This is a genomic window from Enterocloster sp. OA13 (assembly GCF_022440595.1).
Lineage (GTDB): Bacteria > Bacillota > Clostridia > Lachnospirales > Lachnospiraceae > Enterocloster > Enterocloster hominis.
Genome location: NZ_JAKNTF010000001.1, coordinates 3706032 through 3719837, shown reverse-complemented (window position 1 = coordinate 3719837; position 13806 = coordinate 3706032). Strand labels below are relative to the sequence as shown.

General features: G+C 54.0%; 11 protein-coding genes. 8 read left to right on the top strand and 3 right to left on the bottom strand.

Annotated elements, in window-relative coordinates; genetic code table 11:
• Positions 1–51 precede the first annotated feature (51 nt).
• The 6 genes from arfA (at position 52) to garR (ending at position 7200) form a co-directional block, all read left to right on the top strand.
• Positions 52–1560, top strand: coding sequence for an arabinosylfuranosidase ArfA (gene arfA, locus MCJ35_RS16505; protein WP_025486364.1), 1509 nt, complete (start codon positions 52–54; stop codon positions 1558–1560).
• Between the two features lie 5 nt (positions 1561–1565).
• Positions 1566–3350, top strand: a complete 1785-nt coding sequence (locus MCJ35_RS16500; protein ID WP_240299578.1) for a glycoside hydrolase family 2 protein — start codon at positions 1566–1568, stop codon at positions 3348–3350.
• A gap of 81 nt (positions 3351–3431) precedes the next feature.
• On the top strand, positions 3432–4454 hold the full coding sequence (locus MCJ35_RS16495) for a zinc-dependent alcohol dehydrogenase (RefSeq protein WP_025486365.1): 1023 nt from the start codon (positions 3432–3434) through the stop codon (positions 4452–4454).
• Between the two features lie 12 nt (positions 4455–4466).
• Positions 4467–5309: a transketolase gene (locus MCJ35_RS16490; protein ID WP_025486366.1), complete on the top strand. Its 843-nt coding sequence runs from the start codon at positions 4467–4469 to the stop codon at positions 5307–5309.
• 2 nt (positions 5310–5311) lie between these two features.
• Positions 5312–6241, top strand: a complete 930-nt coding sequence (locus MCJ35_RS16485) for a transketolase family protein (RefSeq protein ID WP_025486367.1) — start codon at positions 5312–5314, stop codon at positions 6239–6241.
• A 74-nt stretch (positions 6242–6315) separates the two neighbouring features.
• Positions 6316–7200 (top strand): 2-hydroxy-3-oxopropionate reductase, encoded by an 885-nt coding sequence (gene garR / locus MCJ35_RS16480; RefSeq protein ID WP_025486368.1) that lies wholly within the window; start codon positions 6316–6318, stop codon positions 7198–7200.
• Positions 7201–7244: 44 nt separating this feature from the next.
• Here garR and malQ read toward each other — a convergent pair whose 3' ends face one another.
• The 3 genes from malQ to MCJ35_RS16465 are packed head-to-tail and all read right to left on the bottom strand — an operon-like array spanning position 7245 to position 11924.
• Positions 7245–8744: a 4-alpha-glucanotransferase gene (gene malQ / locus MCJ35_RS16475; RefSeq protein WP_025486369.1), complete on the bottom strand. Its 1500-nt coding sequence runs from the start codon at positions 8742–8744 to the stop codon at positions 7245–7247.
• A gap of 17 nt (positions 8745–8761) precedes the next feature.
• Positions 8762–9709 (bottom strand): endonuclease/exonuclease/phosphatase family protein, encoded by a 948-nt coding sequence (locus MCJ35_RS16470; RefSeq protein WP_025486370.1) that lies wholly within the window; start codon positions 9707–9709, stop codon positions 8762–8764.
• Between the two features lie 46 nt (positions 9710–9755).
• On the bottom strand, positions 9756–11924 hold the full coding sequence (locus MCJ35_RS16465; RefSeq protein WP_025486371.1) for a PTS transporter subunit IIBC: 2169 nt from the start codon (positions 11922–11924) through the stop codon (positions 9756–9758).
• Positions 11925–12230: 306 nt separating this feature from the next.
• Between MCJ35_RS16465 and MCJ35_RS16460 the strand changes: the two genes are divergently transcribed.
• Entirely contained in the window at positions 12231–13256 is a 1026-nt protein-coding gene (locus MCJ35_RS16460) for a LacI family DNA-binding transcriptional regulator (RefSeq protein ID WP_008718325.1), read from the top strand.
• A gap of 267 nt (positions 13257–13523) precedes the next feature.
• A complete protein-coding gene (locus tag MCJ35_RS16455) occupies positions 13524–13763 on the top strand; it encodes a hypothetical protein (protein WP_008718323.1) in 240 nt (79 codons plus the stop codon).
• The last annotated feature ends 43 nt before the right edge of the window (positions 13764–13806 follow it).

Genomic DNA, 13806 nt, shown 5'->3' with positions numbered 1-13806 from the left:
GTGACCGGGCGGGGCGGTTGTTCCGGCACGCCGCAGGAAGGAGATAACAGTTTGAAAAAGGCAGATATGACGGTAGACCGTCTGAATATCATTTCAACCATTGATGACCGCATCTACGGTTCCTTCATCGAACATCTGGGGAGGGCTGTGTACAACGGGATATATGAGCCAGGCCATCCCCTAGCGGACGAAGATGGGTTCCGCAGGGATGTGATCCAGCTGGTGAAGGAACTGCATGTCCCTGTCATACGGTATCCGGGGGGCAACTTTGTATCCGGCTTTAACTGGGAGGACAGCGTGGGTCCTAAGGAACAGCGCCCGGCCCGGCTGGACCTGGCCTGGTTTACCACGGAGACCAATGAAGTGGGGCTTCAGGAATTTGACGGCTGGCTTAAGAAAGTGGATTCAGAACTGATGCTGGCAGTGAACCTGGGAACCCGGGGAGCGGACGCGGCCAGGAACCTGGTGGAGTACTGCAACCATGGGAAAGGCAGTTACTGGAGTGACCTTCGAAGGTCCCATGGGAAAGAAGAACCCTATAACGTGAAGACCTGGTGCCTGGGCAATGAGATGGACGGCCCGTGGCAGATGGGACACAAGACGGCATATGAGTACGGGCGGCTGGCCAATGAGACGGCCAAGATGATGAAATGGGTGGACCCCTCCATTGAACTGGTGGCCTGCGGCAGCTCCAAGATGGTGATGCCCACCTTTGCGGACTGGGAGGCAACGGTGCTGACAGAGTGCTACGATGAAGTGGATTACCTATCCCTGCATAATTACTGGGGTAATTATGACGGCGATACACAGTCCTACCTGTCAGGAGGCGTCCTGATGGATGATTTCATACGGTCCGTCACGGCTATCTGTGATTACGTGAAGGCAAAGAAGCGTTCAAGGAAAACCATCAACCTTTCCTTTGATGAGTGGAATGTATGGTACCACACCAAGGAAAGCGACAAGAAGATTGAACACTGGATACAGGCGCCGCCCAGACTGGAGGATATCTATAACTTTGAGGACGCCCTGGTGGTGGGAGGGCTGCTGATTTCCCTCCTAAAGAATTCCGACCGTGTGAAGATGGCCTGTCTGGCCCAGCTGGTCAATGTGATTGCGCCGATCATGACTGAGACAGGGGGGAAGGCGTGGAAGCAGACCATTTATTATCCATTCTATTACACCAGCCTTTATGGCCGTGGAACCGCGTTAAAGGTGAACATGGACTGCCCCAGATACGACTGCAGGCAGTACACGGATGTGACTGTATTAGACGCGGTGGCTGTGGCGGATGAAGGGGAAAGCACGGTAACCATGTTCGTGCTCAACCGCAGCATGGAGGAGGATATCGCCCTTTCCTGTGATTTAAGAAGCGTAAAGGCGGAGTCCTGTATCTGCCATACGGCCCTTGAAGGTTACGGATATGAGGAAGCCAATTCGGCCCTGGAACCGGACCGGGTGGCGCCGTCCCCTAAACCTACGGACATCCTGGCGCAGGGACGGCTGGAAGTGGTGATACCCAGGTCTTCCTGGCACATGTTCCGTTTCCGTACGAAAGGATGACCGATATGGGAGCACATACAGATCAGCCGGATATACCTAAGAATGAATATCCCAGGCCCCAGTTCAGGCGGCAGGACTGGATGAACCTGAACGGGAAATGGGAGTTTGGTTTTGATGACAAGGATGCGGGGAAGAGGGAAAAATGGTATCTGTCCCACCCCTTTTCCAGACAGATTACAGTCCCGTTCGCGTACCAGACAGAAATGTCCGGGATCCATGACACGGGATTCCACGATGTGGTCTGGTACCGCCGCAGCATTGACGGACGGGCATTGGAACCGGGGAAGCGCTACATACTTCATTTCGGGGCCTGCGATTACAGGACCGAAGTCTGGGTCAATGGGGAATGGGCCGGCGCCCACGTGGGCGGACATTCGTCCTTCTCCTTTGAAATCACGGATTTCCTCAGGGATGGGGAGAATGTCCTGGTGGTCCGGGCCGGGGACGATTCAAGGAACCTGGAACAGCCCAGAGGCAAACAGTACTGGAAACAGGAGTCCGCATCCATTTTCTATACCCGCACAACCGGGATCTGGCAGACCGTGTGGCTTGAACCGGTGGGAAGCCAGTTCATCCGGCAGGTGTGGATGACGCCGGATGTGGACCGGAAGATGATTGGCATGGAAATCCTTCTGGACCAAAAAACAGAGGCCAGGCTGCAGGTGGAGATTACATACCAGGGAACCAGGATGGTCTGCGATACCGTCACCGTCCTCAATGGGAAGGCGGTCCGGGAGTGGAAGCTGGACCAGAACCTGAACCTGGAATGGGAACACAAATCCTATGAGTGGACGCCGGAACATCCGGTCCTGTTCGATGTCCATTATAAGCTGGAAAGCCAGGGGACGGCAGTGGATGAGGCGGATTCCTATTTTGCCATGCGCAAGGTCAGCGTGGAGAATGGGACATTTCTCCTGAACAACCGTCCTTACTATCAGAAAATGCTGCTGGACCAGGGATACTGGCGCGGTTCCCTGATGACGGCGCCCGGCGATGAGGCCCTGATAAGGGATATCACCCTTTGCAAGGAAATGGGATTCAACGGGGTGAGGAAGCATCAGAAGGTGGAGGAGGAGCGGTTCCTGTACTGGGCCGACAAACTGGGATTTCTGGTATGGGAGGAGTGCGCCAATGCCTATCTCTATTCCAGGGAATATATAAAACAGATGATTCCCGAATGGATGGAGATCGTGAAGCGGGATTATAACCATCCGTGCATCGTTGCATGGGTCCCGCTCAATGAGTCCTGGGGCGTGGACAACATCATGTACCGTGAGGAGGAACAGGCCCACAGCGCATGCATGTACTATCTGACCAGATCCATGGATTCCACCAGGATGGTCATTTCCAATGATGGATGGAACCACACAAAGTCGGATTTGCTCACCATCCATGATTATACCTGTGACCCGGCGGTATTAAAGGAACGGTACGGGAACCTGGAATGCCTGCTTTCCTCCATGCCCGCGAACAGGACCCTGTTTGCCCATGGATATGGGTATGAAGGCCAGCCGGTCATTGTGTCGGAATTCGGAGGCGTGGCCTACAGGCTTAATCAGGATGAGGGCTGGGGGTATGCTGTGGCTGAAAGCGGGGAGGAATTCCTGAAGGAATATGAGGGATTGATTGCCGCCCTGGCCGCATCACCTCTGGTACAGGGCTTTGTGTATACCCAGCTGTGTGATGTGGAGCAGGAGATAAATGGGCTTCTGACCTATGACAGGGAGCCGAAGGTGCCGGTGGAAACGATACGCAAGGTGAATCTCCAATGCTTTCTTCAGAAGAAGTAAGGGACACCGCCGGATGACGGGGATATATGACAGGAATTTTAAGACAGGCTTCATGCCTGTCGGGAAGGGAAGGACAGGGTAATGAAGGGAATTGTTTATGAAGGACCGAATATCCTTAGTTTAAAGGAAGTGGGTGACGTAAGTCCGGGGCCGGGAGAGGTAAAGCTCAGGGTCAGGGCATGCGGTATCTGTGGAAGTGATGTACACGGTTATCTGGGCATCACAGGCAGAAGGATTCCGCCCATGATGATGGGCCATGAATTTGCCGGGGAGGTGGCGGAGCTGGGCCAGGGAGTGGACCAGTGGAAGAAAGGGGACCGGGTTGCCGTCTATCCCGTGGATTTCTGCGGCCACTGTGAAATGTGCAGGAAGGGCGATGTCCACCTCTGCCTGAATAAGCGGGCATTTGGGGTTCTGGATGTGGACGGGGCGTTTGCAGAGTATATCTGTGTTCCTGCAAAGTGCTGTTTCCGGGTAGCGGACCAGATACCCTATTCAATCGGCACCCTGATGGAACCGCTGGCAGTGTCTTACCGGGGCGTGGAACACGCCGGGGATTTAACGGGCAGGACGGTCCTCATCGTGGGCGCAGGTACCATCGGGCTGCTGGCCCTGGCATGTGTGAAAATGAAAGGCGCTGCCAAGATCATCCTGTCGGATTTAAGCGATTACCGCCTTGGGATTGCCAGGGAGATGGGGGCGGATGTGACCGTCAATCCGGGCAGCGGTGACTGGAAGGCACAGATTCTTGCAGAGACCGGGGGAAAGGGCGTGGATGTGGCCATCGAGGCGGTGGGGGCCGCTCCCACGGTGCAGCAGGCCATGGCGGCATTGCGGTTTGGGGGAAGGGCCATCTGGATCGGCAACAACAAACCATTTGTGGATGTTAACATGCAGGAAATCGTTACAAGGGAACTGTCCATCCAGGGGTCGTTCCTGTACGGTTATGAAGAGTTCAAGACCGTGGTGGGGCTTGTGAACCAGGGCAGGATCCATGTGGCCCCGCTCATAAGCAAGGAAGTCAGCATGGAGGAAACGCCGGCTTATTTTGAAAAACTGGCAAAGGACCCGGGCAGCCTGATTAAAGTGGTAATGGTGGATTAGGAGGAATCTGTGATGGAATATGATGATAAACTGATAAAGGATTTAGAGGACAAGGCGCAGAAGCTGAGAAGGGACGTGGTAATCAGCATCGGCGTGGGAGTGGCTGGACATATCGGAGGTTCCAACTCCTCTGCGGACATTGTGGCCGCGCTGTATTTCCATAAAATGAGACACGACCCCAAACATCCGAAGTGGAGGGAAAGGGACCGGTTCCTGCTCAGCAAGGGACATGTGGGAATCCTGCAGTATGCGGCATTGGCGGAGTGCGGGTATTTTCCGGTGGAGGATTTAAAGCATACCAAGGAAATCGGCTCCTACCTGCAGGGACATCCGGATGTGCAGAAAACCCCGGGCATCGAGGCCGGAACCGGTTCCCTGGGGCAGGGGCTTTCCATTGGCCTTGGCATGGCCCTGGGCCTTAAGCTGGACCGCTTGGACAGCAGGACGTATGTGCTGGTTGGGGACGGGGAGATTGCCGAAGGCCAGATATGGGAAGCGGCCATGGCGGCCAGCGCATTTAAGGCCGATAACCTGGTGGCCATTGTGGACAGGAACCGGCTTCAGGCCAACGGAAGGACGAAGGAGCGGTTTGACACAGGGGATATCATGGCCAAATTCTTGAGTTTTGGCTGGCATGTGATTGAAATCAACGGACATGACATGAGGGAAATTCTCAGTGCCCTGGACGAGGCGGAAACCGTGAAGGGGGTGCCGACGGCCATCATAGCCAACACGGTCAAGGGAAAGGGCGTCAGCTTTGCGGAAAACGTGGTGGGATACCACAACGGTATGCTGACAGAGGAAACTTACAGACAGGCGCTTTTGGAATTATCCGCACAGGAACAGGAGGCATAGACATGGGCTATACAAATCAGAGAATTGCATATGGCAATACATTAGTGGAACTGGGAAGGCAGGATGAGCGGATCGTGGTGCTGGACGCGGACCTGGGCGCCTCCACCATGGGGAAGCTGTTTGAGGCGGAATTTCCCCAGAGACACTTTGAGATGGGGATTGCGGAGGCCAACATGACCAGTGTGGCGGCAGGACTGGCGCAGACAGGGAAAATCCCGTTTACCAATTCCTTTGCAGTGTTTGCAGGAGGGCGCGCCTATGACCAGATACGCCAGACCATTGCAATCGGGAAACTGAATGTGAAAATCTGCGGCTCCTCCTCCGGTTTATCGGATTTTGGGGACGGCGCGACCCACCAGTGTGTGGAGGATTTGGCAGTCTTCCGGGCAGTGCCCAACATGACGGTCATCTGTCCGGCTGACGCCAATGAGACAGTGGAGGCGGTAAAGGCCATGGCTGCCATGGACGGCCCATGTTATCTGCGCCTGAACCGGAATGACTATCCCAATGTGACAAAGGAAGGGGAGAAATTCACCATCGGCGTGCCAACCGTATTAAAGGAAGGGACGGATGTGGCCCTGTTTGCCACAGGATACATGGTGGGGCTGGCCATGGAGGCTGCAGAGGAACTGGAAGGCGCTGTTTCCGTCAGGGTCATCAACGTGTCCACCATCAAGCCCATGGACGCTGAGGCCGTGAGGAAGATGGCGGAAGGCTGCAGGGCAGTGGTGACGGCAGAGGAACATAATGTAAGGGGCGGCCTTGGAAGCGCACTGGCAGAAGTCCTCTGCGGGGAGCCAAAACCCATGAAAATGGTGGGAATCCAGGATACCTTCGGGTGCAGCGGACACAATTACCAGGAGGTACTGGAGTACCATGGGCTGACAAAGTCAGCCATTGCAGAGGCGGTCAGGGAGATGGCAGGCATATAGGCGGCCAAAGACGGCGGATATATAAGCGGTTAGGAATAATAAGCGGTTAGGAAAAGAGAGAGGAGCAAAGGACGATGAAAATCGGATTTATCGGTTTGGGAATCATGGGAAAACCCATGGTCAGGAACCTGTTAAAGGCAGGACATGAATTAATCGTATACGATGTGGTGGAATCCAACATGGATGAGGTGGTAAAGGACGGCGCGAAGGCGGCTTCCTCCTCAAAGGACGCAGCCGCCCGGTGCGGCCTGGTCATCACCATGCTGCCCAATTCACCCCATGTAAAGAGCGTGGTGCTGGGAACGGACGGGGTCCTTGAAGGCGCTGTTCCGGGAACCATCCTGGTTGACATGAGTTCCATCGCGCCCCTGGCTTCCCAGGAAATATGCCGGGAATGTGCAAAAAAGGGCATAAGGATGATAGATGCGCCGGTGTCGGGAGGGGAACCAAAGGCTGTGGACGGAACCCTGTCCATCATGGCGGGCGGTGATAAAGAGGTATTTGACCAGGTCTATGACGTGCTCATGACCATGGGGGCCAGTGCGGTCCACTGCGGGGATATCGGCGCAGGGAATACCACCAAGCTGGCGAACCAGGTAATCGTGGCCCTTAACATTGCGGCTGTATCCGAGGCATTCATGCTGAGTACCAGGGCCGGTGTGGACCCGGTTAAGGTATTTGAGGCCATCAAAGGCGGGCTGGCCGGTTCCACGGTCATGAATGCCAAAGTTCCCATGATTACGGACGGCAATTTCATACCGGGATTCAAGATTGACCTCCATATCAAGGATCTGGGCAATGCCCTGGAAACCGGCCACGGAGTCGGCGCCCCCCTTCCCCTAACCTCCCAGGTGATGGAGATGATGCAGAACCTGCACGCGGACGGACTGGGGGAGAATGACCACAGCGCCATTGCAAGATATTATGAGAAGCTGACGGGAACGGAAATCCGCGTCTGATATGGCGGGGATAAAAAAGGATGGGGGATATCCCTCCCATGTCCTTACCAGTTCCAGCGCCCGTACCGTAGCGTGACAGCCCCGATGGTCTGAAGCAGTTCCTTTGTGACCTGGCCGGGGAGGAGCCTCCATTTCCAGTTTGCGCCTACCGTGGAGGGAGTGTTGACGCGGCAGTCATTGTCCAGTCCCATGTAGTCCTGAAGGGGGATGATGCACAGCCGGGCCTGGCTGCGCATGATCAGGCTGATGAAGGACAGATATAATCTGTTTTCCGGCGTATGGGAATCGCACAGATAGTCCCTGGCAAGCGTTTGCTCCGCGGGCGTGATGGAGTTAAACCACCCCGTGATGGTTTCATTGTCATGGGTACCTGTGTAGGCCACACAGTTTTCAGGATAGTTGTGGGGCAGATAATCGCTGGCGCAGCCTGAATCCCTGGAGTCAAAGGCAAATTCCAGCACCTTCATGCCAGGGAAGGAACAGTCCTTAACCAATTGGCGGACCGAGTCCGTCACATACCCAAGGTCCTCGGCAATGATTTCCTTTTCGCCCAGGGCCTGTTTTACTGCATGGAAGAACCCGATGCCAGGCCCCTGTTCCCAGTGGCCCCCGATGGCTGTGTCAGAGCCTGCCGGGATGGAGTAGTATTCGTCAAATCCACGGAAATGGTCAATCCTCACCACATCATACAGCCTATAGCAGTAGGACAGGCGGCTGATCCACCACTGGTATCCGGTCTGCCTGTGATAGTCCCAGCGGTAAAGCGGATTGCCCCAGAGCTGGCCCGTGGAGGAGAAGCCGTCCGGCGGACAGCCGGCAACAGCAGTGGGGACATTGTCCCGGTCCAGCTCAAACAGTTCAGGATGCGCCCAGGCATCGGCGCTGTCCATGGCCACATAGATGGGGATGTCGCCTACAATGCGGATGCCGTTATGGTTGGCATAGGATTTTAGCTTATTCCATTGCCGGATGAATTTAAACTGGAGATATTCATGGAACTCAATGTCATAATACAGTTCCCTCCGGTAGTAGTCCAGGGCATTCTGCCAGCGCAGGCGGATATCCTCTGCCCACTGTGTCCATGGTTTTCCGTCAAATCTGGATTTTACGGCCATGAACAGGGCGTAGTCTTCAAGCCACCACTTATTATCGGCTGAAAACTGTTTAAATTCCTCATCCTGGCTGATGTTGCTGCGCTCATAGGCAAGGCGCAGGAGGGGGAAACGTTCCTTATATATCTTTGCATAGTCCACGGCCCCGGGATGCGCCCCAAAGTCAGCGCTTTCACATTCCTTTCTGGTCAGCACCCCTTCCTCAATCAAATCCTCCAGGCTGATGAAATATGGATTCCCGGCAAAGGTGGAAAAGGACTGGTAGGGGGAATCGCCATAGCTTGTGGGACCCAGGGGAAGGATCTGCCAGCAGGACTGGCCGGCCTGTTTCAGCTGGTCCACGAATTCGTAGGCTTCCTTTGAGAAACAGCCGATTCCATATCTGGAAGGCAGGCTGGCAATGGACAGTAAGATTCCGCTTTCTCGTTTCATTTTCTATATACTCCTTTTCATGGGCAATGATGCCCTGGTTCATATTCCACGATGATTCCATAGTGGTCCGACACGATTGGCTCATAGGAGCCGTTAAATATGACGCGGGAGGACCGGACCGGGACCTTGCGGCTGGTCCAGATATAATCAATGCGCATACCGGAAACATCCTCCTGTTCCCTCCAGCCGTCAATGGCATGGCCCACCGTGATCCCGCTGTCTCTGCTGCCGGCCAGTTCGTAGCTGTCCAGCCATCCGGAGCCGCGTATCAGGTCCCTGCCCTCGCCCCGTACATGGGCAGGGGAGTTGAAATCGCCCATGAGCCACACAGGGCCAGATACAGGGCCAGGGTATGTTTCCAGACACGCCCCATCCCCCAGCTCCCTTCGGATCCGTTCCCACTGTCCTTCAAATGGTTCGTCTTCATCCTTCCACCATCCCATATGGACGCTGTAAAAATATTCCATGCCATGTTCCGCGGCAATCCCTATCCCTAAGATCTTGCGTGTCTTCCAGTTGGCATAGTCCTGTGAGGCTGTGATATAAAACTGCTTTGTTTCCGCAATGGGAATCCGGCTTAAGATGGCCAGGCCCTCATCGTATTTACCGTATCCGGTCTTAGCCCCAATCCAGGTCCAATGGTAGGGCCTGCCGTGCTCCGCGCAGATCCTGGCTGCGCGGTATGCGTGGTTATCCGTGCGGGGGATGGGGGAGGGATGAACGCTGCATGGGGAGACGGACGCACATTGCGCATGGGGGGCATATGGAGTACAAGGAGCACATGGCACATACCCATACAGTTCCAGATCCTTTTTGTCCACCGGGGCAGAGGTCTGGGTCTGATTGACTTCCTGAAGCGCTATGATATCCGGCTCAGCCCTGCAGACGCCTTCGGCAAAGGCGTGAAGCTTGGCCTCGTAGTTTTCTTCCTCAAGGCTGTGGGTGTTTAATGTCATCAGTTTCATGGTACTCCTTCCTGTGGGCTGCTGGATATTCCGCTCCGGCTCTGTTTTACAGTATATCATTAATATCGGACTTCAGTACATCTGCCTTCGGGCCGTATACGGCCTGGATGCCCTGGTCTTTCTTGATTAGGCCCATGGCCCCTTCCGCCTTCCAGTCAGCCAGTTCAGCCACCTTTGTGATATCCTTTACCGTAACGCGCAGCCGGGTCATGCATGCGTCCACCAGCAGGATATTATCCCTGCCGCCCAACAGCGTGATGATGCGCTCAGCCTGACGGTTGCCGGAAATCTGCTTTTCAGGCGCGTCCTGGCTGTCCCCGGACCCGTTATCATCCGTGTAGTTGCCCAGCCGTCCCGGGGTGGCAAAATGGAACCTGCCAATCATGAAATAGGCAATGGCGTATCCAACGGCAAAGAAAACCGCGACACAGATGATGAAGTTAATGATATCGCCTCCCAGTCCGGCTTTCAGGGACATGGGGATACGGGTCAGGAACTCCAGGTTTCCAAAGGAATGCAGACGCAGATGGATGATACCGGCCATGGCAAATGCACATCCCTGAAGCACGGCATATACCAGATATAGTGGCAGTGCGCAGAACATGAACATGAATTCCAGCGGTTCCGTCACACCGGTCAGGAATACGGCCAGTACGGTGGAAACAAACATGGAGCGGTATTTACTGCGTTTATCCACGTCCACGCGGCGGTACATTGCCAGCGCAATACCAAGAAGCAGTCCGGTTGCGCCAATCATCTGTCCCACCTTAAAGCGGGCAGGGGTGATGGTGGTGAGCAGGTTCTGGTATCCGGCGATATCCCCGGCGTTCTGCAGGTTAATCAGGTCAGTGGCCCATGCAAGCCACAGGGGATCCTGGCCAAATACCTGTGAGCCTGCGTTGACCCCGGTAAGGATGGTGTAAGTTCCCCCAAAGGAAGTGTAGTTCATCGGTATGGTCAGCATATGATGGAGGCCAAAGGGCAAGAGGAGACGTTCCAGGGTCCCGTATATAAAGGGCGCCAGTATGGGGGAGGTGGCAGAGGAATTAGCTATCCACACGCCGAAGGAATTAATCCCGGTCTGCACCACCGGCCACACAATGGCCAGCACCAGGGAAATGACGACGGACCATGCAATGACCACCATGGGAACGAAACGCTTGCCGTTAAAGAATGCCAATGCATCCGGCAGTTTTCTGTAGTTGTAATATTTGTTATAGATGACCCCGCCTGCAAATCCGGATATGATACCCACGAACACGCCCATATTAAGGGCAGGAGCGCCAAGGACTGAGGTGAAGTATCCATTTACCAGGATCTCCTGTCCGAGAAGGGTGCGGGTGACGGCCTCAGGATTACTTATGTCAGCGCTGCTGACACCGAACAGGGCTCCGGTGATGACATTGATAAGGACAAATGCAATCACGGCTGCAAATGCGCCTCCGGCACGTTCCTTTGCCCAGGAACCGCCGATGGCCACGGCAAAGAGGATGTGCAGGTTATTGATGATGGCCCATCCGATGGTTTCCATGGTCCTTCCCAGGGTAAGGACAAAATTCATGTCCCCTCCGGCCATCTGTACCAGCTTCCCCACGCTGATCATGAGTCCGGCTGCGGGCATGACCGCGATTACGGTCATCAGGACCTTGCCAAGCTTCTGAAGGAAATCAAAGTTAATGGGGGACCTGGATTTTTTCTTTTCAGGTCCAGGGGCAGGGGCGTCATCCGGCGGACACTTATCCAGCAGCGTGATTACGGTATCCCTGCCAGCGGATACAGGGCCGGTGACCGTGCTCATGGTGCGGTTTTCCATACCGCCGCAGATGAGTACGGGAGTGATGAGGCTGACCTGCTTTTCCTCCAGCCCCTTTAGGTCGGCTTCTGCCAGCAGGTCCCCTGCTTTTACCTTATCCCCCTGTTTTACATGGCATGTAAAATATTCCCCTTTTAATGCCACGGTCTCCAGGCCGAAGTGCACCATGACCTCAATCCCGTCCTCTGAGCGCAGCCCATAGGCATGAAGGGTTTCTGCCACGGATACAACCTCACCGTCAATGGGGCTTACCAGTTTCCCGTCCTGTGGGATGATGGCAATCCCATCCCCAATGATCTTCTGGGAAAATACCGGATCCGGTACTTCCTCTAATGCTACTGCTGTCCCTGTTAAGGGAGACAAAATCCTGATGCCGATACAGCCGTCGTCTTTTTTGTTCATATGTGACCTGACCTCCTGAAATTATGTTACGCGAATAGTTGCATTAAATTACGCAACCGCTTGCGTTAAATATAGCCCGTTTGCGGATGGAATGCAAGCATCATTTATGAAAAAACAGTTCTTTCTACCTTTTGCACAAAAATGGCAATGGGGTTTTGTGCAAGATTTCAGTGTAAATTCATGCAATTATAGGATTGGAATTTACGCAAACAATACGAAAAAGTTTGACAAAAGTTGCATTGAATATTACAATATAGGAAGAGTGATTGAATCCTCAAGTGAATCTGATGATTAAGGAGGCGCGTTATGCCTGTTACAATTAAAGATGTTGCCGCCCTTGCCGGAGTATCCCCGTCAACCGTGAGCCGCACCTGCAAGGACCATCCGTCCATCAGCCGCCAGACCAAGGAGAAGGTACGGCAGGCCATGGCAAAACTGGGGTATGAGCCTAATTTCCAGGCCAGCAGCCTGGCTACCCAGAATTCCAGGACCATTGGGATCATTCTGCCGCCATCCCAGTGGGAGGCATACCAGAATGCGTTTTATCTGGAAGTGATCAGGGGCATCAGCCAGTACTGTAATCAGAAACAGTATATCAATACGGTAATCACGGGCCAGAACGAGGATGAGATACTTCAGGTCATAAAGAATATGGCAAGGACCGGGCTGGCGGAAGGATTTATTGTACTGTATTCCAAGGAGCAGGACCCGGTCCTGGACTACCTGTACGAGGAAGGGCTGTTATATGTGCTGATTGGAAAGGCGTACAGGAATGTGAACCAGACCATCTATGTGGATAATGACAATGTGCTTGCAGGCAGGGAGGCGGCGGCTTACCTGTTAAGCCTGGGCCATGAGAGGATTGCCTATCTGTCAGGCGACCACTCCCTGCTGTTTAACAATGACAGGAAGATGGGGTATATGCTGGCCCTGACGGAACATCAGATTCCCTTTCGGCCCGGGCTGTGTGTGGAGGCGCCGGCTGTGCCGGAAGACCAGAACCAGGTGCTGATGGCCCTGCTTACCAGAGAGGACCGCCCCACTGCTGTCCTGGTCAGTGATGACATACTGGCAGTGGCCCTTGAAAAGGCATGTATCGGACTGGGGCTGTCCATACCTGAGGACATCTCCATCATTTCCTTTAATAACTCCCTGCTTTCCAGGTTCACCACCCCGCCCCTCACATCCGTGGATGTGAATTCCATCCAGCTGGGGATAGAGGCAGCGGCCCAGATGATCAGCCATGTGGAGAATCCGGAACTGGTTGCAACGAAGATCATCGTGCCCCATCATATGGTGGAGCGGGGGAGCTGCGCAAGGGCCGGCAGATAAGGACCATATGTAAGGAAAGTGTGCAGGAACTGGAAAATTTTACTTACGAAGATTCGGGAAATATGATATAATCAATACCGGAAAACATAAGATTTCAGAGGATTTTTCATCTATATGGATAATCTCCACTGGTAATTTTCGGGTAAACGGAAGAAGGCCTGTTTCGCTCAAATTCGCTGAGTGAGAAGGGCCTTTTTTAGTTGCCGTATAAGACGGTATTGGTGCTTTTGGCATTGATATAAAATTATGATTAGGAAGGTGTAAGGAATGAAAAGAATCAAAGCGGCATGTATCAGACAGACCCTGCATTTTATGCTGAAGGAGGATGTAAGCAGCGACCTGGCGGTGAAGCTGGTCAAAGAGGAAGTGGACAAATACAAGATGCAGCTGGACCGGAACCGGACCCAGTACAAGATACTTTCCGAGACAGTGGAGCCGGACGGGTCCGTATTGATTGAGATACTGAAGCAGTATAATACCTCCCCGGTGGGAGCCTACCTGGATTAGGAAATCAGCACAATGATGAACTGGCATTACTAAAATCCACGCC

Coding starts and splice junctions, on each gene's coding strand:
- MCJ35_RS16490 (WP_025486366.1), top strand. CDS start 4,467: ATGGAATATGATGATAAACTGATAAAGGATTTAGAGGACAAGGCGCAG.
- MCJ35_RS16460 (WP_008718325.1), top strand. CDS start 12,231: ATGCCTGTTACAATTAAAGATGTTGCCGCCCTTGCCGGAGTATCCCCG.
- garR (WP_025486368.1), top strand. CDS start 6,316: ATGAAAATCGGATTTATCGGTTTGGGAATCATGGGAAAACCCATGGTC.
- malQ (WP_025486369.1), bottom strand. CDS start 8,744: ATGAAACGAGAAAGCGGAATCTTACTGTCCATTGCCAGCCTGCCTTCC.
- MCJ35_RS16495 (WP_025486365.1), top strand. CDS start 3,432: ATGAAGGGAATTGTTTATGAAGGACCGAATATCCTTAGTTTAAAGGAA.
- MCJ35_RS16485 (WP_025486367.1), top strand. CDS start 5,312: ATGGGCTATACAAATCAGAGAATTGCATATGGCAATACATTAGTGGAA.
- MCJ35_RS16455 (WP_008718323.1), top strand. CDS start 13,524: ATGAAAAGAATCAAAGCGGCATGTATCAGACAGACCCTGCATTTTATG.
- MCJ35_RS16465 (WP_025486371.1), bottom strand. CDS start 11,924: ATGAACAAAAAAGACGACGGCTGTATCGGCATCAGGATTTTGTCTCCC.
- MCJ35_RS16470 (WP_025486370.1), bottom strand. CDS start 9,709: ATGAAACTGATGACATTAAACACCCACAGCCTTGAGGAAGAAAACTAC.
- MCJ35_RS16500 (WP_240299578.1), top strand. CDS start 1,566: ATGGGAGCACATACAGATCAGCCGGATATACCTAAGAATGAATATCCC.